This is a genomic window from Bradyrhizobium sp. ARR65, from assembly GCF_000472385.1.
Classification (GTDB): domain Bacteria; phylum Pseudomonadota; class Alphaproteobacteria; order Rhizobiales; family Xanthobacteraceae; genus Bradyrhizobium.
Window position 1 is genome coordinate 97,076 of record NZ_AWZU01000025.1, and the last position, 26,952, is coordinate 124,027.

18 protein-coding genes are annotated in these 26,952 nt (G+C 61.3%); 5 read left to right on the forward strand and 13 right to left on the reverse strand.

Features of this window, described 5'->3' with window-relative positions:
• Window positions 1-26 precede the first annotated feature (26 nt).
• Window positions 27-446, forward strand: coding sequence for a CHRD domain-containing protein (locus F758_RS0125280; protein ID WP_024510498.1), 420 nt, complete (start codon window positions 27-29; stop codon window positions 444-446).
• Window positions 447-731: 285 nt separating this feature from the next.
• Here the strand turns inward: F758_RS0125280 and F758_RS0125285 are convergent, their stop codons facing one another.
• The 9 genes from F758_RS0125285 to F758_RS0125325 all read right to left on the reverse strand — a co-directional run bounded on the left by F758_RS0125285 (window position 732) and on the right by F758_RS0125325 (window position 13,907).
• Window positions 732-1,181: a c-type cytochrome gene (locus F758_RS0125285; RefSeq protein ID WP_024510499.1), complete on the reverse strand. Its 450-nt coding sequence runs from the start codon at window positions 1,179-1,181 to the stop codon at window positions 732-734.
• Between the two features lie 122 nt (window positions 1,182-1,303).
• Window positions 1,304-3,613: a xanthine dehydrogenase family protein molybdopterin-binding subunit gene (locus F758_RS0125290; RefSeq protein WP_024510500.1), complete on the reverse strand. Its 2,310-nt coding sequence runs from the start codon at window positions 3,611-3,613 to the stop codon at window positions 1,304-1,306.
• A gap of 77 nt (window positions 3,614-3,690) precedes the next feature.
• Window positions 3,691-5,217, reverse strand: coding sequence for a murein biosynthesis integral membrane protein MurJ (murJ, locus tag F758_RS0125295; protein ID WP_024510501.1), 1,527 nt, complete (start codon window positions 5,215-5,217; stop codon window positions 3,691-3,693).
• Between the two features lie 190 nt (window positions 5,218-5,407).
• A complete protein-coding gene (locus tag F758_RS0125300) occupies window positions 5,408-6,559 on the reverse strand; it encodes a DegT/DnrJ/EryC1/StrS family aminotransferase (RefSeq protein ID WP_024510502.1) in 1,152 nt (383 codons plus the stop codon).
• Between the two features lie 116 nt (window positions 6,560-6,675).
• Window positions 6,676-7,698, reverse strand: coding sequence for a Gfo/Idh/MocA family protein (locus tag F758_RS0125305; protein ID WP_024510503.1), 1,023 nt, complete (start codon window positions 7,696-7,698; stop codon window positions 6,676-6,678).
• Window positions 7,699-7,984: 286 nt separating this feature from the next.
• Window positions 7,985-9,376, reverse strand: a complete 1,392-nt coding sequence (locus tag F758_RS0125310; protein ID WP_024510504.1) for a Dyp-type peroxidase — start codon at window positions 9,374-9,376, stop codon at window positions 7,985-7,987.
• 5 nt (window positions 9,377-9,381) lie between these two features.
• On the reverse strand, window positions 9,382-10,092 hold the full coding sequence (locus F758_RS0125315; protein WP_024510505.1) for a hypothetical protein: 711 nt from the start codon (window positions 10,090-10,092) through the stop codon (window positions 9,382-9,384).
• Between the two features lie 4 nt (window positions 10,093-10,096).
• Window positions 10,097-11,116 carry a catalase gene (locus F758_RS0125320; RefSeq protein ID WP_024510506.1) on the reverse strand — a complete coding sequence of 340 codons (1,020 nt, stop codon included), beginning with the start codon at window positions 11,114-11,116 and terminating at the stop codon, window positions 10,097-10,099.
• 31 nt (window positions 11,117-11,147) lie between these two features.
• The gene (locus tag F758_RS0125325) at window positions 11,148-13,907 is read right to left on the reverse strand and encodes an ATP-binding protein (protein ID WP_024510507.1); all 2,760 of its coding nucleotides are present in this window, start codon (window positions 13,905-13,907) and stop codon (window positions 11,148-11,150) included.
• Window positions 13,908-14,255: 348 nt separating this feature from the next.
• Here F758_RS0125325 and F758_RS0125330 point away from each other — a divergent pair, with 348 nt between their 5' ends.
• Window positions 14,256-14,957 (forward strand): DUF1223 domain-containing protein, encoded by a 702-nt coding sequence (locus tag F758_RS0125330; protein WP_024510508.1) that lies wholly within the window; start codon window positions 14,256-14,258, stop codon window positions 14,955-14,957.
• A gap of 1,357 nt (window positions 14,958-16,314) precedes the next feature.
• Here the strand turns inward: F758_RS0125330 and F758_RS0125345 are convergent.
• The 3 genes from F758_RS0125345 to F758_RS49810 all read right to left on the reverse strand — a co-directional run bounded on the left by F758_RS0125345 (window position 16,315) and on the right by F758_RS49810 (window position 23,285).
• Window positions 16,315-17,628 carry an HlyD family type I secretion periplasmic adaptor subunit gene (locus F758_RS0125345; RefSeq protein ID WP_024510510.1) on the reverse strand — a complete coding sequence of 438 codons (1,314 nt, stop codon included), beginning with the start codon at window positions 17,626-17,628 and terminating at the stop codon, window positions 16,315-16,317.
• Window positions 17,613-19,550, reverse strand: coding sequence for a type I secretion system permease/ATPase (locus tag F758_RS0125350; protein WP_024510511.1), 1,938 nt, complete (start codon window positions 19,548-19,550; stop codon window positions 17,613-17,615). The genes F758_RS0125345 and F758_RS0125350 overlap by 16 nt, the downstream gene beginning before the upstream one ends.
• 93 nt (window positions 19,551-19,643) lie before the next feature.
• Window positions 19,644-23,285: an Ig-like domain-containing protein gene (locus F758_RS49810; RefSeq protein ID WP_157450153.1), complete on the reverse strand. Its 3,642-nt coding sequence runs from the start codon at window positions 23,283-23,285 to the stop codon at window positions 19,644-19,646.
• Between the two features lie 852 nt (window positions 23,286-24,137).
• On the opposite strand from F758_RS49810, the gene F758_RS53360 reads away from it, so the two are divergent.
• Window positions 24,138-24,533, forward strand: coding sequence for a transposase (locus tag F758_RS53360; RefSeq protein ID WP_502689180.1), 396 nt, complete (start codon window positions 24,138-24,140; stop codon window positions 24,531-24,533).
• Between the two features lie 317 nt (window positions 24,534-24,850).
• On the opposite strand, the gene F758_RS0125360 is transcribed toward F758_RS53360, so the two are convergent.
• Window positions 24,851-25,072: a hypothetical protein gene (locus F758_RS0125360; protein ID WP_157450155.1), complete on the reverse strand. Its 222-nt coding sequence runs from the start codon at window positions 25,070-25,072 to the stop codon at window positions 24,851-24,853.
• Between the two features lie 132 nt (window positions 25,073-25,204).
• On the opposite strand from F758_RS0125360, the gene F758_RS0125365 reads away from it, so the two are divergent.
• Both F758_RS0125365 and F758_RS48125 read left to right on the forward strand, forming a co-directional pair.
• Complete coding sequence (locus F758_RS0125365; protein ID WP_024510514.1) at window positions 25,205-26,662, forward strand: class I SAM-dependent methyltransferase; 1,458 nt, start codon at window positions 25,205-25,207, stop codon at window positions 26,660-26,662.
• A gap of 83 nt (window positions 26,663-26,745) precedes the next feature.
• Window positions 26,746-26,952, forward strand: a 207-nt coding sequence (locus tag F758_RS48125; RefSeq protein WP_502689181.1) for a transposase, incomplete at its 3' end; no start/stop codon positions are given.

Sequence of the window (26,952 nt, forward strand, 5' to 3'; positions counted from 1 at the left end):
CACGACGTCGAAAATGGGAGAGAGCCATGACCAAAATCATGTTTGCTGCACTTGCATTCGGAGCGGTGATCGTCCTTGCCGGACCGGCCAGCGCGGAGAAATTCAAGGCGACGCTGGACGGAAAGTCGGAAGTGCCGCCCACGACCAGCACCGGGACGGGCACCGCCGATATCGACTATGATCCCGCCAGCAAGAAGCTGAGCTGGACCGTCACCTATTCGGGCTTGACCGGCCCGGCCACGGCCGCGCATTTCCATGGCCCCGCCGAGGCCGGCAAGAATGCCGGCGTCGCGGTGGCGATCCCCAATGCGACGTCAAGCCCGGTCAAGGGCAGCGCCACGCTGACCGATGCGCAGGCCGCCGATCTCGAGGCGGGCAAGTACTATGTCAACATCCACACCTCGGCCAATCCAGCCGGCGAAATCCGCGGTCAGGTGACGAAGTAAATGTGACGGTGCAGTTTCGATCGCGCATTGTTCATGCAAGTCGAAGCAGGCGTCCAACTGTCCCCGTCTCCCTGAGGAGGCCGCGACCCGCGGCCGTCTCGAAGGGCGACGACCCCGGTCCTGCAGCGGGTAGCCGCTCATCCAGGATGACGGTTTTGAGATGGTGCGTGCGTTGGTCCAGTCCCGGCGAACATCTCTTAGCTGAACAAACAAAAAGGAGGCGGATGCATCGTGCGTTCGCCTCCTTCATTTCTGTGTTCGGTATCAACCCGTCCGCACCCTTCGCTACTTCAGCTTGACGCGATAGGTCTCATGGCAATCGGTGCAGCGGTCGTTGATTGACTTGAACGCCACTTTCAGATCGTCAAGAGAGTTGACCTTGCCCTTGACATCGGCGATCGCCTTCTGCACCGGCGGGATCTTGGAATCGAAATCGGTCTTGTTCTGCCAGATCTTCTGCGAAGATCCGAACTTCGCGTCGACCACGTCTTCCTTGGGGTTGTTCGCAAAGGTGGTCGCGATCTTCTTGACGTCGCTTTCGAGCTGGGTGAGCGCGTCATCGACCGCCTTCTGGTCATACGGCGTCTCGCCTTTGACCATCTTGCCCATGATCACATACATGCTCTTGCCCTGGGAGCGCATCAGATTGTCCTGCTCGACGGCGAGCTTCTGATCCGCCATCACCGCGCTGATGCCCAAGAGCAAGGCCCCCGCCACCACGACTGTCCGTTTCATCGACGACTTCTCCTTCGCGCAAAAGCTGACTGCAAACGACACCGCGATCCTGCTCTCGCAGAATCGCGGCTTATTGAAGAACCCCCGCCGCGGCGTTTTATTCCGCCACGGACGCGCGAATATTACAGGCTATGCTGGCGCTGATGCTCGCGGATCGCGATCCAGACCCGCTCCGGCGTTGCCGGCATGTCGATGTGCTCGATCTTATATTCGCGCCACAACCCATCGATAATGGCATTGACCACTGCGGGACAGGAGCCGATCGCCCCCGCCTCGCCCGCGCCTTTCACGCCCATCGGATTGGTCTTGCAGGGAATGTTGTGGGTCTCGAAATGGATCGACGGACCATCGGCGGCGCGCGGCAGCGCATAGTCCATATAGGTGCCGGTCATGAGCTGGCCGTCGCTCGGGCTGTAGAGCACCTGCTCCATCAGCGCCTGCCCGATCCCCTGCACCACGCCGCCATGCACCTGCCCCTCGAGCAGCAGCGGATTGAGCGTCACGCCGAAATCGTCGACGATCACGTAGTTGACGATCCTGATGATGCCGGTTGCGGGATCGATCTCGACCTCTGCGATGTGGGTCCCGTTGGGATAGGTGCCCTCGGCGCTGGAGAAGGTCGCGCTGCCGGTCAGCTTCTTCGGGTCGGCGCCCGGACGCTTGGCGAGATCGGCGAAGCCGATCGAGCGGTCGGTGCCGGCCACCCGCACCACGCCGCCTGCGATCTCGAGATCGCCCACGCCGGTTTCCAGCGCTTCGGTCGCGAGCTCCTTCAGCTTCTTGCCGAGCTCGCGCGTGGCGCGATCGACGCTGACGCCCCCGGAGGGGATGGAGGAGGAGCCGCCGGTGCCGAGCCCAGTGGCGATTTCATCCGTGTCGCCCTGGTGGATGTGGATGCGCTCCGGCGGCAGGCCGAACTGGTCGGCGACGATCTGGGCGTAGGCGGTCTGGTGCCCCTGCCCGCTCGACTGGGTGCCGATCAGGATGGTGACGTCGCCGTTCGGATCGAGCCGCACATTGGCGGTTTCTTCGCCCATGGTGCCGCAGATTTCGACATAGCTCGACATGCCGATGCCACGTACCAGACCCGCTTTCCTGGCGGCCTTGGCGCGCTTGGGAAAGTCCTTCCAATCGGCGGCTTCCATCGCACGTTTCATATGCGCGGCGAAGTCGCCCGAATCGTAGACCTTGCCGGTTGCGGTCTTGTAGGGGAGCTGGCGCGGCTGGATGAAGTTCTTCTTGCGGATCGCATCCGGCGTCATGCCGAGCTTGCGCGCGGCGGCGTCCACCAGCCGTTCGATCACGTAAGCGGCCTCGGGCCGGCCTGCGCCGCGATAGGCGTCGACTGGCACCGAATGGGTGAAAACGGTGCGTACGCGGCAGTGGAAGGTCTGGATGTCGTAAAGGCCCGGCAGCATGCCGGCCCCGCCATGCGGAATATAGGGCCCGAAGGTCGACAGATACGCGCCCATGTCGCTGACCAGGTCGACATCCATGGCAAGGAATTTGCCGTCCTCGGCGAGCGCCATGCGCGCCGTGGTGATGTTGTCGCGCCCCTGCGCGTCCCCGATGAAATGTTCGGAGCGATCGGCCGCCCAGCGCACCGGCTTTTTCAGCCGACGTGCCGCGACCGCCAGCAGCGCATATTCGCGGTAAGGAAACAGTTTCGTGCCGAAGCCGCCGCCGACGTCCGGGCAGATCACCCGCATCTTCTCGACGGGAATATTGAGGACGTTCTGGCAGAGAATGTCGCGCAGCCGATGGCTGCCCTGGCTGCCGACCGTGAGCGTCAAATGGTCTCGCTTGGCATCGTATTCGCAGACCGCCGCGCGAGTCTCCATGAAGCTTGCGACGACGCGCGGATTGACGATGGAAATCTCGGCGATCGCGTGCGCCTTCGCGAAGGCCTCGTCGGTCGCCTTCTTGTCGCCGATCGGCACGTCGTAGAGGATGTTACCGGGATGGCTGGGCCAGACCTGCGGCGCGTCCGGCTTCAGCGCGTTGATCGAGCCGGTGACCGAAGGCAGCGGTGTCCAATTGACCTCGATGGCCTCAATGGCGTCGCGCGCATGATCGATGGTGTCGGCGACCACGAAGGCAACGGCATCGCCGACATGGCGCACCTCGCCGCTCGCGAGAATCGGATAGGGCGGACCAGTGAAGGGGTCGACCTCGAAATTGAACAGGCACGGCAGACCGCCGAGATCCTTGACATCCTCCGCGGTGAGGATCAAGGCGACGCCCGGCAAGGCCTGCGCGCGGGCAACATCAATGGTGTATGTGGCATGCGCATGCGGCGAACGCAAAACCAGCGCATGCAGCGCAGCCTGCGGCGCGGTGTCGTCGGTGTAGCGGCCCTTGCCGCGGATCAACGCGTCATCTTCCTTGCGCAGCACGCTTTGGCCAACGCCGAATTTGATGGGAGCAGCCATTCTAACTCCAGTTTTTTATCTCTAAGGTTGCGCCATATTGCAGCGGATCGCGGGGCAGCGCAAACCCCCTTTAGTGGTCAGCCGCGCACCAATGAGCGCAGCCATTTGAGGCCAAATAGCAGCAGAATGGATCCGACATAAACCACTGACCCGACGGCGATCAGCAGCAGAAGCACGATTTCGTCGCGGAAGCTGTGCAGCGCAAGATGCGCTGCAGCAAACTTCGCCGTGGGCCAGAGCGCGGCGGCGAGCACGATGCCAGACAACGCGAACTTCAGTATTGACCGCAGCAGTGCGCGGTCCGGCTCGAGATGGCCCGCCCGCACGGCGAAACCGAGGACCAGCAGAAGATTGGTCCAGGCACCGACGGCCGTTGCGAGCGCAAGACCGATTTGCGCGAGCGCGCCAACCAGCGCGATCTTCAGGGCGACGTTGATGCCGACCCCGATCAGCGCTGCCTTGACCGGGGTCGCGGTGTCCTTGCGGGCGTAGAAGGTCGCAACCGCGCTGCGGATCAGCACGAAGGGAATGAGGCCGATCGCGTAGGCCGCCAGTGTCGCGCCAGCCGCGGCGGCATCGGCCCTTGAAAAGGCGCCGCGCGCGAACATCGCGCGCATGATCACGTCGGGCACGGTCAGGAAAGCCGCGACGAACGGCACCGAGAACAGGAGCGTGAAATCGAAGGCGCGACGCTGCGAGCGCATGGCGCCCTCATCGTCGCGCGCGGTGATCTGCCGCGACATTTCCGGCAGCAGCACCGTGCCGATGGCAATGCCGATCACCCCGATCGGCAACTGGTTGAGACGGTCGGCGTAATACAGCGCCGACAAGGCGCCTGCGGGCAGAAAGGTTGCGATGATGGTGTCGGCGAACAGCGCGACCTGCGTGCCCATCGAGCCGAGCGTCGCCGGGCCGAGGGCTGAAAAAAAGGCGCGCACGTCTTCATCGAGGCTGACGCGCGCAAACCGCGGCAACCCGCCGTGCTTGGCGAGATCGCCGGCCAGCAAGAAATATTGCAGGAAGCCGGAGATCAGGACACCCCAGGCAGCGGCGTGGCCGGCGCCCGGAAAGAACGCGGCCAGCGCCAAGGTCGCCATCATCGAGACGTTGAGAAAGATCGGTGCGGCCGCCGCGCTGGCAAAGCGATGCATCACATTGAGCATGCCGCCATAGAGCGTCACCAGGGTGATCAGCAACAGATACGGAAAGGTGATCCGCGTCAGCTCGATCGCGAGGCTCCGCTGTGCGACATCCTCGGTGAAGCCGGGCGCCAAGATGCTCATGGCCTGCGGCATGAACAGCATGGCGACTGCGAGCAGCACGATTTGGGAAACGAACAGCAGCGTGAAGATGCGGTCGGCAAACAATTGGGCCGAGGCCTGTCCGTGCTCACCCTGCACATGCGCGTAAGCCGGTACGAACGCCGCGTTGAACGCGCCTTCGGCAAAGATGGCACGGAAATGGTTGGGCAGCCGCAGCGCCACGAAGAACGCGTCCGCCACCGGGCCGGCGCCAAGGATCGCCGCCAGCATGATGTCGCGCGCGAACCCCGTCAGCCGCGAAAGCAGGGTATAGCCGCCGACCGTGAAAATGCGCCCAAGCATGCGCCGCTTCTAAAGCATGAGGGGAGGACTTTGAAGCGAAGAACGTGGTTCACCTCTCCCATCGGGAGAGGTCGGCGCGGAGCGCCGGGTGAGGGTTACGGTCCTTCGATAGTGCGGCGCCCCTCACCCGATTTGCTACGCAAAAAATCGACCTCTCCCGGCTGGGGAGAGGTAAACCGCGCTCGTGGACTCAGCCCGAAATCGCTCCGCGCACCGCGGCGATGATGCGGTCTTGGGTCGGTTCGTCCAGATAAGCGTGCATCGGCAGACTGATGACGTCGGCTGAAAGGGCCTCGCTGACCAGCAGGCCGCCCTCGGCGACCGGGTAGTGCCGGTAGGCGGTCTGCTGATGGATCGACTTCGGATAATAGATCGCGGTCGGAATGCCCTGCGCCTTCAGCGCCGCGGCGAAGGCATCGCGATCATGCCCCTTCGGCAGCCTGATCGTATATTGCGCCCAGACCGACGTGCACTCTTGCGCGAGTCGCGGAACCTTCACGACGTTGCCGAGCCCGCGCGCGTAGCGCTCCGCGACCTTGTTGCGGGCTGCAATCTCGTCATCGAAGATCTTCAGCTTCTCGATCAGGATCGCCGCCTGCATGGTGTCGAGCCGACCGGTCAGACCAAGCCGCACGTTGTCGTATTTGTCCGTGCCCTGGCCGTGCACGCGGACGCTGCGCAGCGTCGCGGCGAGATCGGCATCATCGGTGAAGATGGCGCCGCCATCGCCGAAGCAGCCGAGCGGCTTTGCCGGAAAGAAGCTCGTTGCCGTCGCAAGCCCGAACGTGCCGAGGCGACGGCCCTTGTAGCTGGCACCAAAACCCTGCGCGGCGTCGTCGAGCACGAACAATCCCGCGTCATTGGCGATCGCCTCGATCGCATCGTGATCGGCGCTCTGTCCGAAGAGATCGACGGGAATCACCGCCTTCGGCTTGAGGCCATTCTTCCTGGCTGTGGCGATGCCGCGCTTGAGCGAGGCCGCGTCCATGTTGAAGGTCTCTTCGTCGACATCGACGAACACCGGCGTCGCCCCGGTGAGCGCGACCGTCTCCCCCGTCGCGCAGAAGGTGAAGGATGGGCAGATCACAGCATCGCCCGGACCGATGCCCTTGGCCATCAGCACCATCAAAAGTGCATCGGTGCCGCTGGAGCAGGTCACCACATGCTTGGCGCCAGAGAAGGCGGCAAGGTCGGCCTCGAGCTGCGTCACTTCCGGACCGCCCAGGAACTGGCAATGCGTGAGCACGCGCGATACCGCCTCGTCGATGGCCTTGCCGAGCCGCTGGCGCTGGGCGGCGACATCGATGAAGGGGATGGGTGAGGGGCGCAGATGCTGGTTCATGGACTCTTGCACGGGCTGAGAAAGGGACATCGTTTAGCTTTGCAGCGTAGTCTTTTCGCAAAAACCGCTACCCGCTTTGCGCTGGCGCGACCCGCCGGGTCCGGACCATGCTCGGATCAACCGACAACGACGCGGCGCGGCGCCTTGCGGGCCGGTGGCACAGCGACGGTCTTGGCCGAGGTTTCCAGGCAGCGGGTGGCGATTTCAAGGCTGGCCACGCCCTCGTCGCCGGTGACCGCCGGCGCGGCACCTGCGCGCACCGCGTGCAGAAAGGCGATCAATTCGGCCCGCAGCGGCTCATCGTGCCCGACCGGCAGATGGCGCATGGAATAGCTGCCGTCCGGCTTGAAGCCGAAACATTCGGTGACCTGGCGCGTCAAGAGATCGCCCATGATATATTTGCCGCGGGTCGCGACGGTCACGCTGCGCGCCTTGAACGGCGTCAGCCAGTTGGTGTTGATATGCGCGAGCACACCGGAGGCGGTGCGGAATTGCAGCAGCGCGATGTCCTCGCGCTCGGCGACCGCGCTGGAGAGCTGCGGCTGCACCTCGACGATATCCGACTCGGTGAACCAGCGGATCAGGTCGATGTCATGCACGGCAAGGTCGATGACCACGCCGACATTGGACATCCGCGGTGGAAACGGCCCGACGCGGGTGATGGCGATGGAGAGAATGTCCTCGCCCGAAATCGCCTGCTTGACCGCGGCGACCGCCGGATTGAATCGCTCGACATGTCCCACCATCAGCGTGACGCCTGCGGCCCGCGCCGCCGCCACGATTTCCCGGCCCTCTTCGACGGTCGAGGCAATCGGCTTTTCGACCAGCACGTCGATCTTGCGCGTGATGCAGGCGAGCGCGATCTCGTGATGCAGATGGGTTGGCGCCGCGATCGTAACGGCGTCGACCCCCTCAGCGATCAGATCGTCAAGATTTTCGAAGGTGCGGCAAGCGGTGAGATCGGTGGCGCGCGAGCGATGCGCCGGCAAGGGATCGACGACGCCGACGAGGCTGACATCCGGCAGGCCGGCCAGCACGCGGGCATGATTGGTGCCCATCACGCCAGCGCCCACGACGCCGACACGAAGCACGCGCCTCGGCCCGGCCTTGATCTCCGATCCGGTCCCCCTGGAACTCATGTAGTTAACCCCCACTGGAATCTGGCCCCAAACCACCCCGACCGCTTCCTACCACGTCGTCACACATGTGGCGAATGTTCACACGGTTAACCGGACACGATTTGATTCAAAAAATTACAGCACCGAATCGGCATAATTCGCCCTGATTCGAGGCACCTGACGTCTGCAAGAATTTGCGCAGGATTTGGACGAGTTTTGGCCAATAGGCGCACGAAAAGATGGCGTCGCGATGGGCGCCGATGCTTCGCGAAGCCGGTGAGGCCGGTGCAGCGGTTCTATGTGCCGCTCATTTGCCCAGCGAGCCGAGGTAGCGAATGGCTGAAATGCTCGGCAGAAAAGTGTAGGCCCCGCCCCTGGTCTGCACGAAGCGCGGCAGGCCGCGTAGTCTGATTGCGGCGCCGGATTTGAGCAGGAGGTCGAACCAGCTCGTCTCGGGTTCGTTGGCGCCGATCAGGGGATCATTCGAGCCGGTCACGCGTGGGTCCTGCAGGCCGACATTGACCCAATCGCAGCACATCGCCTCGAACTGGGCACCGAGGCTGGCACCGATGAAGTTGCCGAGCAGGCCTCGCTCCTGGCCCGCCGTATTGGGGTTCGCGGGATCGTAAGGCGGCCCGTAGGGCATGCCGCGGCGGATCAGGCGGCGGCTATGGTTGGCCACTCGCTGCACGATCTGCCCGCCGCGCGGATTGGTCCTGCGGATGTGAGCACCAAAGGGACAGCCCGAGGCGGCATCGTAATCGAACTTGTTCGGCGGCTCCGGATGCTCCGGTGTATCAGGCGAAAGCGCCAGCGGCACGCCGTTGCGCCAGCGTCCGCACATCTGCGCGGCGACGATCTCGCGCAAGGCGCCCTCCCGCGACAGCGCTGCCCCGATCTTTGCCTCGTCACCCGGCGGCAGCAATTCGTCGACTTGCGGGTGCGACAACAGATATTTGGCTGAGACGGTGAGATAATTTTCAAAGCCTGCCACGTCCTGTTCGAGCACGCGAAACGCGTTGAACGTGCCGTTGAGGCCGAGCGCTTTCGGCGTGGGCACCCGCCAGAACAGGCCTTCGAAATTATTGGGATAGCCGAGCAGCACGGTGCCGAGCGGCGCCATCGGCTGCGCGTCCGGATAATTGTCGGGGTCGTGAACCTCGGCAAAGCGCTGCTGTGAGATGTTGTCGCGATAGCCGAAGTGAACGTAGTCGCCGTTGAAGTTGAAACCGTCGCGCTTGCCGAGCAGTTTGAACGCGCCTCGCCGCAGAGCCCGGTTCTGGAGGCGATCGAGCTCGGCGGCATCATCGGCATAGATCGACGCGATGAGGTGAATGGCCTGCGGTTTGTCGAACGGAGCCGGCCACCGGTCCGGTGCGCTCTCCCCGACGTCGCCGAGCTTGATGGCCCGCGCGGGCATCCCCTCGACGAACTCTGTCGGAAAAGTCGCAAGCGATTCCGCGGACACGCCGAGCGCGCGCAAGCCCTGGAAGGTGATGCCGATGTTGAAGCAGCTTGCCGGCTTGCTCTCCCACGGCGCCTGCGTCGTCACCTGCGGACTATCGCCGCTGCCCGACACGATGGCGCCGCACCAAGCGCGCGCCTCGCTTGCGTCAGCGACCTCCAGGATCAAATGCCGCACGCGAGGCTTGCGGTAGCCTCGCAAAATATTTCCCTGCACGTCAGAGGCGTTGAACATGGCGCTCACCAACCGATGCCGAATTGTCGGCGCACCTGTGCCGCGGAATATCCGGGATAGGCGCGGTAACCACTGCCCAAGGATACGTTGGGATTGACGCGGAGCTGCAGGATCAGGTCACGCGGCAAGAGCCGCAGATCGCCGGTCGCGGCGGTCTCGCCGTTGACCGCCTCCTGGTCGCGGAGAATATCCGTCGCCAGATCCGAGACCTGATAGAGATCGTGGGCGTGCACCCAATCGATGAATTTCTCGACATTCTCCTCGGAGGGAATGACGTCCTCGCCGCCTTCGACAAGTCTCACCACGGCGTCGAACACGCTGCCGATGGTGGCGATGAAGTCGCGGATGTAGTTGGTGAAGTCGCCGTCATAGACGGAGAACATGCAGATGTTATCGCCGACGATGACAAAGCGCGCGAAATGCACTGTGCCGACATTGTCGAGGCCCGCGTAGATCTCGTCCTTGTTCGCCGCAATCGCGAGCGCGGCCTTGGCACGCCCCACCGGCGATTTGTCCTTCAGCGGCATGATCAGGTTCATCATGCGCTGGACATTATCGCCGGGCTGCACTCCATAACGGGGCCCGCCGGGCTGCGGCTTTACCGGCGTGCGCCACGCCCAGAACGGCACCAGGATCTTCGCCGCTACGAACTGCATGAAGCGCGTGTCGGGAAGCCTGTCGACAAATCGCTCAAACCAGGTCGCATCCCCCGCCATCACCTTAACTCCGGTTGAAAGGACAAGCCGTGCCGCCGCGCCGCTGACGCGATTCCTCGTAGGCCCCCTTGCGGGCATGAAGAATTGGATCGTCGGACGGCTCGATGCCAGATACAAGGCGCCACGGATTGAAGCTGATACGCTCGCAGGCCGCCTGCTGATCCTCGGTCACCTTGGTGAGGGTGAGCGTGCCCATGATGACGCGGATGCGGTGCGCCGGCCAGGGCTGGGTCGGATCGTCAAGCGCATCGCCGGTCTCGCCGATCTGCATCATCAGCAGGAAGCGGGCTGGCCATTGCTTGAGCCGCTCGCGCAGCTCCTCCTGCAGATAGCTGTCGACCGGCGGCTGGGTGGGATCGGTGGTGCGGACACCGGCAACCGGCTTCCAGGAGAAGCGGACCGGGCGGCGCACGCCGTCCGAACCGGTCACGATGAAGGTGTGAACGGCGTGATAGGCCGCGCGCACATAGCTCACGGGCGCGCCGATCGAGCCGGCCTGAAACACGCTGAGCTGGGCGAATTTGTGCTTGTTCGCGTAAACCAGCGTGCCCGCATCGCCGCTTGCTTTTTGCCCGGGATAGGGGTCGTTCAGCGGGATCTTGAGCCGCAGCATGTCGAGAATTTTCCGCCACGGCGATTCTTTTGCGACCGGTGTCTGCTGCGCGGCCTTGGTGAACTCGAAAAAATCCTTCACGGTGGGTACGAAAAATTCGCCCAGCGTCATTGCAATCAGATCGGTCGCGGCGCCGTCCTTGAGGTGAAAGCGCGTCGCCATTCCGCGTACGTCGTTCCATCCGTCGTGCTGCTCGGGGCTGCCCGAGCCGTTGGAGAAGCGCACAGAGGCCGGCACGCGCTGTCCGGCGAAGTGCTCTGCGATACAGTAGCTTGGCGCCACGTCGGAGGCTTCGAAATAGCCCTCGACCCCAATGCCGATGGTGTGGATCGGCCGGGTGCCGGGCTCATGATCTGGAAAGTCGGAAATGACGGCGTCGACCAGCGCGCGCGCCAACGATGGATCGTCCATGCCCCTCCCCCACGAACGATGGGCGAGCGGCTCAAGGGTTCGCCGCGTCCGCCTGTGACCGAGCGGCGGTCATTCGCCGCCAAGCCTCTATGATGTACCTGCGCGCCTGTGTCGGGTCAAAGCCTGATCCACGCGTAGCTGCAGTTTCGAACAGATTATCGCCGAGGTTGTCCCTCGCTTTTGTGACAGCGTCGCGTGCCGCGCGGTCGAGTTTGAGCGGCGATGCTTTGAGGGCGCCGGCAAGGACGGCAAGCTCCTCATAGGCGGCAAGTCCCGCAAGCGGCAGGATCAGCGAGCGGATGGTGAGCCAAGTGTAGAAGGTGGTGCCGTGGCTCGGCAGCTCCATCAGCGAACGGATGTGGATGTCGAGGGCTTCGGCCGGCGGGGCATTTGCCGCCCGTAAGTCGGCAATGAGCTGTTTGACGCGCTGAACGCCGAGGTGATTGCCGGCCATCTTGGCCCACTCGGCGGTCGTTTCATACTCGTCGATGGCGACGCGCGGATCCTCGGCAATGCCGCCGCGCGCATAATGGATGTAACCCATCAGCGTCGGCGGCAACACCGCCTGCCCGATGTCGCTGACCTCCTTGACGACGTCCGCCGCGCCTTGCGCATCCCCGGTGCGCGCCCTGACATTGGCGATCATGCAGAGCGACATAACCTCGCAGGGAAGATTTTCCGCAGCGTGGGCCTGGGCGGTGGCCGCCGTGAGATGTTTGATGCAGGCCTTCGGATCTCCCGCCCACTGGGCCATTTGACCCAGCACATGGCAAAGCCATCCCCTGCTCGGCTGCATCCCCGCGGCTTCGGCCTGCAGGCCGCGTTCGATGAAGGCGGTGGCCTTCGCTTGGTCGCCTTTGTCATGGAACGCGTGGCCGGCGGCACCCGCGAGCAGGATCGGCATCTGCTCGAGCTTGTCGGCGCCGGGGCGCGTCATGATGCGCTCATACCAATTGCCGGTCTCGGCGCCGCGGTGCCAGTAGTTGAACAGAAACAGCGGTACCGCGAGCTCGGCCGCCAGCTTCAGATCGCGCGTGATGGCGCGGTCGAAGGCTGCCCGCAAATTAGGCATATCGTCATAGATCGCATTAGTCGCCTTGGCTTCATGGATGCTCGCGATTTGTTCGCCCAGCTTGCGGACGCGCGCGGCGTAGACCTCGCCGTGGCGGGCCTCCACGGCCTGCAATAGGCCGCTCTGGTCGAGCTTCTCCCGCCCAAAGGCCTGCACGGTCTGCAGCATCCGCAGGCGCTGTTGATTGCCGGCGTCCCGGCGCAAAAGCGAGGTTTCGGTCAGTTCGTCGATGCCGCGCAGCACGTCGAATTCGCTGGCCATGTCGCCCGCGCAAATCGCGAGCGCCTGCTCCTCGTGAAACGAGCCGGACAGCACCGAGAGGCGCTGAAGCACCTGACGGCTGTTGGGATCGAGCAGTTCGTAGGACCATTCGAGTGTGTTGCGCAGCGTGCGGTGGCGACCGACGCGGCGCCGTGGGCCGCCGGCATGCAGATCCAGCGGCTTGGTGATGCCGCTTTCGATACTTTCGAGCGCCCGGTGACGGAGCTGGGCGGCCGCGATCTCGATCGCGAGCGGAATGCAATCAACGCCCGCGCAAATCCGCGCGATCGTCGCGATGTCCTCGGCGCCCGGCAGGAAGCGGTGATTGGCGAGCCGGCCGCGCTCGATGAAGAGACGAACGGCCGCCGATTGTCCGGAGCGGTCCTGTGCACCGGAATCGAGCGAGGGGACTTCGTAGACCGCCTCGCCTTCGACTCCCAGTGTGCCGCGGCTGGTGTTGATCAGGAACAACTCGCCGCAGGCCGAGCCGAGCTCGGTGACGGCGTCGGCGATGGGGTCGAGCACATGCTCGCAATTGTCCATCACCAGGACCGCACGGACGTCCTGCAGGCGCTCCAGCACCTGGACGCGTGGCTGCACACCCGGCGATGGCGGGATCAACAGGGCCTCTGCGATTGCGGGCCAAACATCGCCGTCGCGTTCGAGGGCCGAGAGCTCGACCAGCCAGGTGCCGCCGGAGAAGGATGGCTCGAGCGACCTCGCAAATTCGATGGCAAGCCGCGTCTTGCCGATACCGCCCGGACCGACCAGCGTGAGCAGCCGCGATTCCAGCGCCAGAGCGGCGAGTTCGTCCAGCTCCCGCTCGCGGCCGAGAAAGGAGCTGAGATTGGCCGGCAAATTGCCGCTGGCGGACTCCCGCTTGCCGCCGATCGGCGGAAAGGTGTTGGGCAGGTCGGTCGCGCAAACCTGGTGAACCCGGATCGGTTCGATGCCCTTGAAGTGATGCTCGCCGAGGTCGGCCAACTGGAACGGCGTCTGCAAGAGGTCGGCGGCGAGCCGCCGCACGGTGGCATCCGACAGTAGGATCTGGTCGGCATTGGCGGCGCTCTGCAGCCGCGTCGCGGTAGGGAGCGCGGGGCCAAAAAGATCCTTCTCGCCGCGCGAACGCGTCGCGCCGGTGTGGATACCGAAGCGCACCTGGAGCCGCCCCGTCGGGCCCCAATTGACGTGACGCATCTCGCGCTGCGCTTCGATCGCGGCCAGCACGGCATCCAGCGGCCGGTCGAAGGCCGCCAGCACGCCGTCGCCGGTGCTTCTGAAGGGATCGCCGGCATGGCGGCGGATCGCCGCGTGCAGGATCTGATCGTGCAGATCCATGGCCGCGAGCATGTCGTTGGGGAAACGGCGCAGCAGCGCCGTGCTGCCCGCGATGTCGGTGGTGAGAATGGTTCGTTCGCGGCTATCGCACGATGAATCCGTTGATGGAGCCGTAGTCATGAATAGGCGCTCAACGAACAGATCCCGATTTTCGTGCTTCCGGAATATAAGGCAGGAGCTTATCGAACCGTCGCTTAGAGCCTAACGCCCGTGACAAAAGTCCTGGACACCGGCACAATTCGCGAAAAATTCAGCCCCCAAGTGCAGTCAGTTTAAGAGAGATCAGTCAGCCGTGCAATGTGTGGCCGGGCGCATGGCCCTCCCGCGCCGGCATGGCCGACTTGTCGATCCACGCCAGGCCGGCTGCGCGCGCCTTACGGCCGCTCACGACGTTGTGTTCCTTGCCCCGCGTAACAGCTTGCCGAGCGGCGCGAAGACAGAACGAACCGCACAGCTTCGAAGATCGTCATGTTCTATCGCTGCTTGGTCGGATTAGCCTGGGTTATCGCTATCGGCATCTCCGCCGCACAAGCGACCGAGCGTCCCGTGGTCGTCGAGCTCTTTACCTCCCAGGGCTGCTCGTCTTGTCCCCCGGCGAACGCCCATCTGAACGAACTCGCGCGGGCGAGAGCCGACGTGCTCCCGCTTGCCTTCCACGTCACCTATTGGGACCGGATTGGCTGGAAGGACCCGTTCTCACTCGAACAGGCAACCGCACGCCAGGACCGCTACGGTCATCGCTTCGGCGACGGCTCCTACACGCCGGAGATCGTGGTCGATGGCGCCTCGAACCACGTCGGCTCACATCGCGAAGACGTCGGAAGCGCAATCGACCTTGCCAGGCGGCAGAGCAAGACCGCGGCTGACGTAGCGGTGACCAAAGCGGGCGCCGAGCTTGCCATCGACATCGGCGGCGGCCAGAGCAGCGGCAAGGTGCTGTTGATCGGCTTCGATCACGACCACCGCACGGCGATCCGGTCCGGCGAAAACGGCGGCCGCGCGCTTGAGGAAGCCAACGTGGTCCGCTCGATCCGCAGCATCGGCGACTGGCGAGGCACGCCGCTGAAGCTGCGCGAGAAACTCCCCGGAGGCGAGGATGTCGCCGTACTCCTCGAGGCACCGGACGGCCGCATCGTCGGCGCGGCACGGCTGGCTTCAGCAACCCAATAACAGGTCGCCCCAAGTTGCGAAGTTATGGGATCCCCCGCATCGGCCGATCAAAGCACATACCGCCATTGGGAACAGATTGATTGAAGTATCGACTTTCTCGAAGGACGTGAGGTGATCAAGGCGCGAGGACGAGGCGAGGCAGGTGATGCTTGCCTTCGACGCGCAAGAGCGGATCCTCCAGCGCGCCGTGCTCGAGGATGATCTTCGATGCCTTCACCTTAAGACGCCACTCCCCGTCAACCGTAGCGCGCGTCAAGCCGCAGAAAGTTCGGCCTCACTGCAACGGTTACGGCAACGCAAGTTCCGCTCACTCCGACACCACCCACTGCCCAATCGAGGGCGTTACGGCCGATATCGCCTCCTTCGTGGCAATCTTGCATATTCAATTTATAAGATTTAAAATGCAAGAAAAATTAAATAGTTTTACCAAACCAATATCATTAAATGATGGGGGATGATTTGATATACGCCGCCATCGGGTTAGCCGTATTAGGCTGGATTATTGGACAAAACTTCCGACTGAAGTCCATTGTCGGCTCCGCAATATTGCTGCTCGTCGCAGCGACAATCTTTGCGGCCTCACGTCGCTGCAGCCTGTGGGATACCGCGAAGATCGTCGTGGCTTCGCAAACAATCCTTCAAGGCAGCTATTTTGTAGGATTGATGAGCCATAACGTTGTGGCTCGCGGTTATCGAAAATTGAGGTATTCCTCAACTCAAAGGCCAGCGCCCGCCTCAAAACAATCGGACCAGAAAACCAGGTTCAATGCCTGAGACCGCGTCGGATATACGGCGCGAAGGAAGCGTTGCATCGGCCTCATCAGGACAGCCGATCCGCACGGGCCGCAAGATGCCGTCTTCAAGCCCACAATAATCGGAGACGAAAAGCTCGGGATCAATCAACCGATCCGTCGTTTGCTGAAGCAGCTAAACAATCGTCGACGAAGCACATAGGTCGCGCAATGCCTGTTTGACGGTCTTGAGCGACTGGTGTGCTCCTCCGATCAACAGATCGATCGCTTCCTTACAGAAACGGCGCCCACCTCTCGACAATCTTTTTCTGCTCGAGCTGAAATTTCGCGACTTAACATCGGAGTACTGCGCGGGGCATGAATCGTGTCCCGGGAGACCCTGCAAGTCACCTGCCCGCGCCCAGTTTCCGCCCTCACCAAAAGAGCATGGCCCTCCCAGGTGATATCATCATCCAGCCTGATCGCCATATTGGCGCACCCAATTTAAATTCGGCATTATAATCCTATACAACCGAAACGCGACGTCAATGAGCGTCGCGGTGAGCGCCGTCACTCGTGTCGCGCCGAAGAGCCATTCGATTGTTGTGCTCCCAAGACAGACTGCGTCAGCGTTCTTTGAAGGCGTGCTCTGCCTGGTCCAGCAGGGGTTTGAGAAGATAGGACAGCGCGGTGCGCCCGGAGGTTTTCATAAAGACCTCGACAGGCATGCCCGGCACCAGCTTTGCGGAGCCGAGCTTAGCCACTTCCTCCGGCTTCAGCAGAGCTCGCGCCGTATAGTAGCTCATACCGGTTTTCTGGTCCTGTGTGATGTCCGCGGAGACGACGCTGATCTCGCCATCGATCTCAGGCGTCGTCTTCTGGTTGAAGGCGGAAAATCGCATTGTCGCGACTTGGCCGACATAGACCTGATCGATGTCCCTCGGCGCGATCTTCACTTCAACCGCAAGAGCGTCCGCATCGGGTACGATCAGCATTATCTGCTCGCCGGGAGCGATCACGCCTCCCACGGTATGGACGCTAAGCTCGTGAACGCGACCGGACTGAGGGGCCCGGATCTCGATCCGGTTGAGCTGATCCACAGCGGCGGTCTTGCGTTCGGCAAGTTCGGAGAGCTTCGAGCGCGTTTCGATCAGGTCCTTGCCGACCTCCGTTCGCAGATCCTGGTCGATCTGGATGATCTGAAGCTCAATTTCAGCAATCTTGCCCTTTGCCTGGGCAATCATGCCGCTTAACTGACTACGCTCACCTTCGAGCCGCGCGGTGTCGCGCTCAAGCGAAGTAAGCCGAGTAATTGGCACCAGATTCTTCTGCCAGAGGGAGCGTACGCCTTCGAGTTCCTGATGGATCAGGTCGACTTCCCTCTGCTTGGCGTCGAGCTGTCCCGAATAGCCCTTGATCTCTTCCTGTAGCTGCGCGCTGCGCTCCTTGAGCTGCGCTTTCTGTCCGCTCCTGGCCTGTCGACGCAGGTCGAACAGCTTGTTTTCCGCAGCAATAGCACGACCCGCTTCGGAATTAGTGTCCTTTGTCCGGTCCAGCAGCGCCCTGGAAAATGCAATCTGATCTGCGCCGTCGCGCTCGGCTTCAAGACGTGCCTGGCGAGCGAGCAGTTCGTCGAGGCCCTTGGTGACGATCGTCGCGTTTGCCAGCGTCTGCGTTTCGTCGAGTCGGATCAGCACGTCGCCGGCGTTGACCCGGTCTCCCTCGCGCACACGCAATTCCCCGACGATGCCACCGGTAGGGTGCTGAACCTTCTTCACGCTCGAGTCAACCACAACGACGCCTTGGCCAATCACCGCGCCCGACAATTGCGTTGTCGCCGCCCAGCCGCCGACGCCGAAGGTCACGAGGCCGAATATGATCATGCCAACGGCTATATACCGCTGGATCGACTCCAGCGCCGGCGTCACCGCGCGGTCCATCGTCCGCCTCCCTGACTCTCCGGCACCACCCGAAGCGGAGCAGGAGTCCGCAGCACCCTTCTGAGAACCTCCTCCCTCGGACCGAAGGACTGCACTCTGCCGTCGCCAATGACCAAAGCATGGTCAACGCCTTCGAGTGCCCTTGGACGATGTGCAACCACGGCCACGATGCCGCCACGGCGCCGCACACTCAAGATCGCTTCGGTTAGCGCTTCTTCGCCGTCAGCATCGACATTCGATGTCGGCTCATCGAGCACGACAAAGAACGGATTTCCATAGAGCGCCCTGGCGAGCCCGATGCGCTGCCGCTGTCCGGCCGACAACGCCATTCCTCTTTCGCCGATCTTGGTCCCGTAACCCTCCGGGAGCGAAAGGATCAGATCGTGCACGCCAGCCGCACTCGCTGCCTGCAGGACCGCATCCGGCGTGGCATGCAGATCGAAACGAGCTATGTTGACCGCGATGCTTCCCTCGAACAATTCAACATCCTGCGGCAAATAGCCGATATGCTTGCCCAGCGCGTGTGGTGACCAATGATCCAGCGCCGCGTTGTCGAGCTTGATTGTGCCGCGAAGCCGCGGCCAGACCCCAACCAGCGCTCGCGCCAGAGTCGATTTTCCCGATCCGCTTGGACCGATGATCCCGACGGCCTCGCCGCTCCGCAGCTGGAAGGAAATATCAGTGAGGATTGGCTTTTCCGAATTTGGAGCCCCAACGTGGAGATGCTCAACGACAAGCGCCCGGGTCGGCGCCGGGAGGGCCAATGGCTCCTCTTCCGCAGGCAGCAATTTCAAGAGTTGATCCAAGCGATGACTAGATTGGCGAGCGGCAATGAACCCCTTCCAGTTCGCAATCGCCACTTCGACAGGGGCAAGCGCTCTCGCCGTCAGAATTGATCCTGCAATAATGATCCCGGCAGTCGATTCCTGGTTGATGACGAGAACGGCACCGACGGCAAGAACGAGCGACTGCAGGATCGAACGAAAGACTTTGGAGAGCCCGCCGAGTCCGCTTGCGACATCGCTGGCCCGTTCGTGAGCTGCGAGATACTTGCGGTTAATGTCCTGCCAGCGCAATGCAGCCTGCTGCCTCATACCCATAGCCTGCAAGACTTCGGCGTTACGCCGTCCCTCAACGGCCAGTGCGCTGCGCGAGATTGCTAGACGCGAAGACGCTTTCGCAGCCCCTCGGATTCGGGTTTCGGTCAGGATCGTGATTCCGACCAAAACCAGCGCGCCAATCAGCGCGGTCACACCGATCCAGAAATGAAACAGAAAACAGATCCCGAGATAAGCCGGCATCCAGGGCAGATCAAAGAGCGCCGTCGGCCCGCCGCTCGACAGGAAGCTACGGACCTGGTCTAGGTCCCGCAGCGGTTGCAACCCGTCGCCGTCGCCGCGGGTCTTCAGCGGAAGGCGCACGAGTGAATCGAATACGCGAATTCCGAGCTTTTCATCGAAGTACCTGCCGACCCGAACACCGATCCTATTTCTGACCACGTCGAGCCCGCCCTGTAACAGGTAGAGCACGATCGCCAGCACCATCAATGCAACGAGCGTCGGTATGCTGCGTCCGGGCAGCACACGGTCGTAGACCTGAAGCATGAAGAATGAGCCGGTGAGCATCAGAAGATTGCTCAAACCGCTGAACGCCGCGAGCGCCCAGAATATTCGACGGCACGACTTGAGAAATGCCGAAATCTCGGATCCCGGCTCATCATAGTCGTCCGCAGACCGAAGCTGGCCGGAGAACAATCGTTGCCGAACGGCCTCTATCGTTCGCTCCGGCCAGTTCGTCAGTTCCCGCCGCGCGCGCTCTGCCAGAGGGCGCACGGCGGCTTTGAATACTGCCAGCTTCGATAGCTCGATGTGATCAAAACTTCCAAACGGGGGGCTTCCCCCCCGTCGTGCGAAATCGGTCATGGCACTTGCCCCTTAACCGTGCCTCTTTTGAGCAGCTGCCCAAGGCAGATTGAGATTACTCTGTTGTCACACTGTACTGCCCAGGTGACTCGCTCACGCGAAATGAAAGTCGTGACTATTGAGAGCACCCAGCTTCATGTTCTTCAGCGTCAGCGTGTCGCTCCCTGTGGAAACGACAACATCCTGTCCGACCTGGGACGCATGAGAGAGAACACTGGCAAAACTGTCGAACACGCTCTTACTGAACTGGATCGTGTCGTGCCCGCCTCCGTCTGCGACGAACCCGTTGATCGTGTCGTGACCGAAATTCGCGGCAAACACGAATGTATCAGAATGGCCCTCGCCTACGAGAAGATCATCACCCGAGGTACTTGTCATCGTGCTGTGGCTCGGACCGAGGATCGCCGCGCCTGCACTTGTAGCTGCGACATTGCCGGTGCTGTCGACCTCTTGCGCCTCGAACGTGTGTACCGCGCTCGAGAGCTGGGGCGTTGTGAAGCTCCACGCACCGTCTGCAGCAGCCTTGACTGAGCCGAGCAATGCCGTGCCGTCGTAGAGCTTGATCTGGCTGTCGGCATCCGCTGTGCCCTTGATCGTGGCGGTGTCGTTGCAGTGCTCGTGGAGACTTGTGAAGTCAATCGCCTTTGTCTCTGTCTGTGTCCCTGTCTGTGTTCCTGTCTGCGTCTGCGTCGACGCCGCCACCGTCACGGCATCGACCGCAGATGCGCCGCCAACATTGCCGGCGACATCGACAGTCTTGGAAGTAAAGCTGTGGCTGCCATCGGCAAGCTGGCCGGTATCGTAGCTCCAGGTGCCGGTGCTGCTCGTCGTGGCGGTGCCGATCTGCTTGCCCCCGTCAAAGATGTCGATCGTACTATTCGCCTCCGCGGTCCCCTTCAGCATGAGGTCGTTGAGGGGCGTCGTACTGGCGACTGCGGAGCCGTCCTGCGAAAAGACGGCCATTGTCGGCGCACTCGGCGCGTGAGTGTCGATGGTCAGGGAAAGCGCTGCCGGCGCCGCACTGGTATCCCCGGACGAATCCGCGTCAGTCGCCGTCAGATTGTGCGTACCGTCACTCAACACCGGCGTAGTCAGGGTCCATTGGCCGTTGCCATTCTCCGTTGCTGTCCCGATCTCACTCGTGCCGTCGAACACATGGACCGTGCTGTTGGGCAGAGCGGTGCCAGTCAGCGTCGGCGTGTCATCGTTGGTAATATGGTCGCCGACAGTGCCGCTGTCGGGCGAGAACGATTCGATTTGCGGAGCGGCCGGCGGTATTGGTGTTGGTGTCGATGTCGACGCCGTCACCGTCATGGCATTGGCTGCTGAGGCCGCGCTGGTATTGCCGGCGACATCAATGGCGGTGACCGTGAAGCTGTGGCTGCCATCGGCTAGCTGACCAGTATCAAAGGTCCAAGTGCTGCCGCTCGTGGTCGTGGCGGTGCCGATTTGGTTGCCGTTGTCGAATATATCGATCGTGCTGCTCGCCTCCGCGGTCCCCTTCAGGACAACGTCGTTCGAGGTCGTCGCGCCAACCACCGCTGAACCACTCTGCGAGTAGACCGCCATGGTTGGTGCGGCCGGCGCATGGGTATCGACGGTCACCGCCAGCGCGGCGGACGCGGCGCCGGTCTGTCCGGAGGCATCGGTAGCCGTCGCGGTCAGCATGTGCTTGGCATCGGTGAGGACCGAGGTGATGTAATCCCACGAGCCGGTTGAGTCGGCAGTCGTCGTACCCAGCTTGTTCGAGCCATCGTACACGGTAACGGTGCTATTGGGGTCGGCGGTGCCCTTCAGCTCGAGCTTGTTAGCATCGGTGATGCCGTCGCCGACGGTGCCGCTATCTGGCGAGAACGAGCTGATCATCGGCGTCGCTGGGGCACTCGGTGACGCGGGCGTAGTTGGCGTCGCGGGCGTAGTTGGCGTGACGGGCGTATTCGGCGTCACGGGCGTACTCGGCGTGACGGGCGTACTCGGCCCGCTGACCCCGTCAACCTGCAAGGCCGCGCCGGTGGTCAGATTTATGTTGTTGTAGGCAGTCGGGTTAACCAGGCCGCCCGGGTAGGCACTGTCATACATCGTCCAACTATTGTCGATCGATGGGTTGTAGGTAACGTAGTTATCGTGAACGGTCGGATTTGTAATCTGCGCCGGCGCATCCGTCCCTCCCTCCGTGACCACGATCCAGGAATTAATCCAGTGATCTGCTACCGCCGTGTTGTAGGCAACAACAGGATTGTTGACGTTCATGTTGACCCGAACCATCGAGTCCAGGTCGTACAATGCGTTCGCGGGCTGGTAGGCCGTGTTGAATTCGAAATCCAGCGTATTGGATGCGCCAGGAGCAGCATTCAGTTGAACCCAATCGGCATGAGCTTGTGAACTGAAATTTGCATTCTCGAAGACGTTGTATTTAACAACGACCGGACCCGCACTCGGATCGATACCGTCCGACCAGGCGTTCTCCATCAAGTTGTATTCGGCGGTGATGCCGGCTGAACCGGGTGAAATGAGCCTGTCGACAGCTTGTGAATCAGAAACGCCATTATTGGTGCCGCCGCCGTCAAGAACACAGTATTCGACTGTCAAGTGACCGGCATCATCGGCCGATGAGATCGGAACTTGATTGTTGGATCCAACTTTAAAGTTGGAATTTGTGATTGTTACGTCGCCGCCCCCACCTTGGGATGCACCCACAATCAGAACCCCCAGGCCTCCGGCAACGGAAAAATCATATCCGTCAAGATTGACTGAGGTTCCAGGCGCTGCAGTGACTACAATATCGTGGTTGGCAGCATCATATACGACCCCGGGCGGAAGCGCGACCTTGGTCGGGTCCTTAAGAGCGGTGCCGGCATTTATGCCAACGGCATAATCAACTCCAGCGACTTCCCACGACGGTCGAACAGCCAAGCCGCTGAACAGATTAGGAAGCTGGGGAGTTCCGGCTGCTGCACCGGCCGAGCCATCACCTGCCATCGGCGGGTCGACGACTAACGTACCACTGTGGCCATCGCTTGACGCGGTGAAGTTCGCCAGCGAATAATTGCCTTGGAGAGCGACGCTGGCCGTATGCGTTCCATCACTCACGGTTAGCGTACCGGGCGAGTTGTTGCCGGAATAGCTGATCTTCGCATTCGCGCCTGCGGTGATGTCCGCGAAATCGATCACGTCACCAATAGCAAGCTGCCCATCGATCTTGCCGCTGAAGCTCGCCGAGTTATCAATCTTCAGAGTCCCGCTAGCGCCTCCGAACGCAATCGTCCCCGAATACGGAGATGCGAGCTCCAGAATTCCGCCATCAGGGACGACCGATTGCATCCCGCTAGCATCCGTAGGGGCAACCAATTCCGAAGACGCCTGGGACACATGGGCCGGCATCGCCGCGTCGCTCAACGACGTTTGGCTCGCGTCTTTGTCGGCGTCCAGCGAAACATCGCTGCTTGCCGCCGGAGAGACGACCTGCGCGGCACCGCTCGGCGCCATCATAGACGAGACGCCCTCGTGATCTACATCATGGGCGAACGTGGCGACGCCATCATTCACAATGTCTTGCTCGACCGCACTCCGCACACCAGCGCCCGATGCTTGCATCGAGTTTAGCGCGGCATCTGCCGCGGATTCAATTGCGGCCATGACATCGGCTGATCTGTACGCATCGACATCATGCTGCGACCAGTGTGGAAGAATCGTTTTACGAGCCAACTTCGGTCCCCATTGGTTTGTTGTGATCAACGCTCTCGCCTGTGTGCTCAACTGCGCCCCGACGCACTCGCACCAAGCTCGTCACTCATTCCATGGCGCCTCCTGTAGCTCTTCGGTCTGGTCTTTTTTAAGACGATTCTTTGGCTTCCGAACGTATTGTGAAATCGGCTTCTAACGGTGATCTTGGAATCGCATGGCAACGCGAAGAGAACGCTGGGCGTGCGATGAAATAATGCGCCCAGCATGCGCGCTAATCCAATTCAACCTTGCGACGATTATGTGAAGAAGCCCACTAAAAAAACAGCCAGTATAAATCCATTTGTCCTTTATCGATTGGCGTGGACGCGAGAATAAAAGCTGCGGCTGGGAATACGATAACAGTTAAATATCGCTAGTCGCTTCCGCCACCGACTTGATGGTAGCTCTTTCCCCACACCTCGGGATCAATCGGGAGCAGCGTCCTCGCATCCTTGTACGGCCATTCCGATTTGTCTCTTCAGGAAGACCAAAGACCGCGGCGGTTCACGCCAGTCGTTGCCTCCTCGTATCCATCAGCATCGTTCGATGTAGAGCAGCGCCAGCGCGCGCCCCAAATGTTTCCAGATGGCTAGAAGCAATGCCGTCTGGCAGGCGTTGTCGAACAATCCGCCCCCGTCGCCCTACCGCCGTAAGCGTCGTTTGGAGCCCACCTTCTCCTGGCGCGAGGGATAGGCGAGGTTCACGATCTCTTTGGAGGGATCGGCTTGTGTCTACGCTTGACCATACGCTTAAGTCGGACGTGGCGACGAGCCGGTTGGAAGTGATCACGGAGACGGGACGACGTCGCTGGTTCTCCAATGATGAGAAGGCCCGGATTGTCGAGGAGACGCTAGCACCGGCGCGATCGTTTCCGACGTTGGCCGGCGACACGGGTTAACACCCCAACAAGTGTTCACCTGGCGGCGGCAAGCGCGCCAGCTGCGGGCAAGGAAGCCTGACGAGCCGCAGTTTGTAGCGGCCCAACGAGAGGAGGCCGCCTTAGCCAAAACAAAGTCGCTGCATTGTCGGCGCGCAGCATGGATGCGGGGCGAACTCGTCCCGCTGGTGACGGAGTTTGTGGCCGATCCAAAGGCGCTGGCGAAAGGTCTCACTTTGGCTCGGGCACGCGAGTTTGCAAAGCGCGGAGGTCTACCTGCGAGCCGATCAGACCGAGAAACTGGAAGCGCTGGCGGCGATGGCGCCGCCCGTGCTGAAACCCGGCCGCCCCCGCGCCTCGGACAAACTCCTGGCAAATGCTGAGGACGGTCGGTCGCCCATCCAATTATGTGGAGTGAACGCGCCCAGAGAACCGCGGCGGACGGCCACCACACGCCGCGGACTCGACGTAATCATGTGCTCCACAACTGCGGTTATGCGCTGCAGCACATAACCGTAAGGGAATGGAGGGGCTTGCGAGACTGATACGCGAGCACTGAAGGCTGATCCATTCTCGGGCGCAGTCTATGTGTTCCGTGCCAAGCGGGCACAGCTGGTTTCATTGTACGTCTCTTTATCAGATTCCCGATAGGCGGATCATCCTATCGTATTGATAATCAATGCAGTTTTTCGGCCGGCGTTCAATCACGCACTGTTTCCGAGCTCAGCGCGTCGACAGGAATCAACCATTGCGAGCCCTTGATTGCTTGTGTGGCCGGCAAGATGCCCTTCAGGACCAAGCTCTTTGCTGATCCGACGCAAATTCCAAAGTGTGCCGCAGCCTTCGCAAGGCTGATCATTTTGCCTTCGGATGATGCAGGGTCGTATTCCGGCAAGCCCAGGCGTTCGCGCATATGCTTCAATCAGGACTCCGGTGCTCGACGGCCGAAGGTTTAAGTACGAAAATGACGCCTGATATGATTAACTTAACACGCACCTTGGCTGCACATTTATTGCCCTGTAGATATTAACTGCCATTGCTGGAGGAGCATCGAATGCCGGAAGCGATTTTCGAGCCTAGATTGCGCATTCTCGCCGTTTTGGCGAGCTACGGAACGGCAAACGATGCATATTTGTTGCGCCTCATTCGAGAATACCGTTCCATGCCGTTCGACATAGATATCGTGGTCACTTCGAATGTCGACAAACAGATCGCCCCCGGCGTTGAGCTTATAGTCGGACTACCGAACTCGGACCCATGGTCGCTCCCGTTTCAACATAAAAAGGTATTCGTTGAACGCGCCCATGAATACGACCTTTTTATATATTCCGAGGACGATATGTTGATAACTGAGGACAATATCAATGCGTTTTTAGACGTCTCAAAATCACTGCACGGAAATGAAATAGCTGGATATTTGCGAGTCGAATACGACCCTGATCATAATGTGAGTTATCCGGACGCACACGCCCACTATCACTGGGACCCCTCATCTGTACGGACAAGAGGAAAGTACACGCTCGCGCATTTCACCAACGAGCACGCGGCCTGTTATGTGCTCACGCGAGAGCACCTCACCAGGGCCATTCAATCGGGCCAATTTCTCGTCGAGCCGCACGAATGGAAGTACGATTTGGCTTGTACCGCGGCAACAGATCCATACACCCAGTGCGGTTTTAAGAAACTGATCCCAATCTCGCATCTCCATAGCTTTATCGTTTGGCACCTGTCGAACAAATACATCGGGAAACTCGGGATCAACGGCGCCACAATGCAAACACAAATTTCAGCGCTGCAGCGACTGAATGTCAGTGGTTGTCAGGGGCGGACACTGTTCAAGACAGATACCATGCTAAGACGCCGTATGCATTCGAAGGATTACTACGAACCCATCAACGAATGGGTGGCGTCGCTGATCCCAAAGCAAACACGTCGTGTTCTGTCAATTGGATGCGGGTCCGGCGCGACAGAAATTGGACTTCTCCAAAAAGGCATCGAGGTCGTCGCCCTTCCCTTGGATACAGTCATTTCCGCTGAGGCGGCGGCAAGAGGCGTGCAGATGGTTTCCGGCGACTTCATTGAAGCCAAAGCAAAGCTGGATAAGGAGACATTCGATTGCATCTTGTATTTGAACGTTCTCCATCTCCTCCCCGATCCGATACACATACTTTCACTGTTTGCCGATATCACATCAGAACATGCGATCACCGTCATCCAAGTGCCGAACATGACTTTCTATAAGAATATCCGGCGTGGGATTCGCGCTATCGATTCGACTTGGAATTGGGCTGCGTACAGCCGTACAGGCGTCCACCCGACCCGCGCGCGCCTAATACGCAGTTGGTGTATCAGCTCCGGACTGCGCATTACCAAAATGCTTTATGCATATCCTAAGGGAGCCAATTCCGCGTGTCGCGCGTTACCGGTGCTATTCGCTCCCGAATTGATTGCTGTTGCCCAGCAAGACAGGCGTAAGCGGCGCTTAGATCCCACCTTCAGCGCAGCGGGTTGATCGGCGATTGTCCGACCGCTGAGTCGAGCGGGGTTAGGCACGTGTCGGACACTGAGCTTTTGCACAAATCTAAGCCCGAGCCGGTGCGCCGGCTGGAGGTTTTCACCGGAACAGGACGGCGGCGCGCNTGGACGGCGGAGCAGAAAGCGGAGATTGTCGCCGCGAGCTATGTTGATGGCGAGAGCGTCACCGCGGTTGCACACCGGCATGGGCTGACACCGCAGCAGTTGTTCGGTTGGCGGCGGCAAGCCCGCCGGCATGCGCTAAGAGAGGCGCAGAAGAATGCTCCC

What these genes read in the sequence shown, in the direction of transcription:
- F758_RS0125300 (WP_024510502.1), bottom strand. Translation starts at nt 6,559, where the DNA reads ATGAACCAGCATCTGCGCCCCTCACCCATCCCCTTCATCGATGTCGCC.
- murJ (WP_024510501.1), bottom strand. Translation starts at nt 5,217, where the DNA reads ATGCTTGGGCGCATTTTCACGGTCGGCGGCTATACCCTGCTTTCGCGG.
- F758_RS0125290 (WP_024510500.1), bottom strand. Translation starts at nt 3,613, where the DNA reads ATGGCTGCTCCCATCAAATTCGGCGTTGGCCAAAGCGTGCTGCGCAAG.
- F758_RS0125285 (WP_024510499.1), bottom strand. Translation starts at nt 1,181, where the DNA reads ATGAAACGGACAGTCGTGGTGGCGGGGGCCTTGCTCTTGGGCATCAGC.
- F758_RS0125305 (WP_024510503.1), bottom strand. Translation starts at nt 7,698, where the DNA reads ATGAGTTCCAGGGGGACCGGATCGGAGATCAAGGCCGGGCCGAGGCGC.
- F758_RS0125345 (WP_024510510.1), bottom strand. Translation starts at nt 17,628, where the DNA reads ATGGACCGCGCGGTGACGCCGGCGCTGGAGTCGATCCAGCGGTATATA.
- F758_RS0125315 (WP_024510505.1), bottom strand. Translation starts at nt 10,092, where the DNA reads ATGGCGGGGGATGCGACCTGGTTTGAGCGATTTGTCGACAGGCTTCCC.
- F758_RS0125365 (WP_024510514.1), top strand. Translation starts at nt 25,205, where the DNA reads ATGCCGGAAGCGATTTTCGAGCCTAGATTGCGCATTCTCGCCGTTTTG.
- F758_RS0125330 (WP_024510508.1), top strand. Translation starts at nt 14,256, where the DNA reads ATGTTCTATCGCTGCTTGGTCGGATTAGCCTGGGTTATCGCTATCGGC.
- F758_RS0125320 (WP_024510506.1), bottom strand. Translation starts at nt 11,116, where the DNA reads ATGGACGATCCATCGTTGGCGCGCGCGCTGGTCGACGCCGTCATTTCC.
- F758_RS0125310 (WP_024510504.1), bottom strand. Translation starts at nt 9,376, where the DNA reads ATGTTCAACGCCTCTGACGTGCAGGGAAATATTTTGCGAGGCTACCGC.
- F758_RS0125325 (WP_024510507.1), bottom strand. Translation starts at nt 13,907, where the DNA reads ATGACTACGGCTCCATCAACGGATTCATCGTGCGATAGCCGCGAACGA.
- F758_RS0125280 (WP_024510498.1), top strand. Translation starts at nt 27, where the DNA reads ATGACCAAAATCATGTTTGCTGCACTTGCATTCGGAGCGGTGATCGTC.
- F758_RS0125350 (WP_024510511.1), bottom strand. Translation starts at nt 19,550, where the DNA reads ATGACCGATTTCGCACGACGGGGGGGAAGCCCCCCGTTTGGAAGTTTT.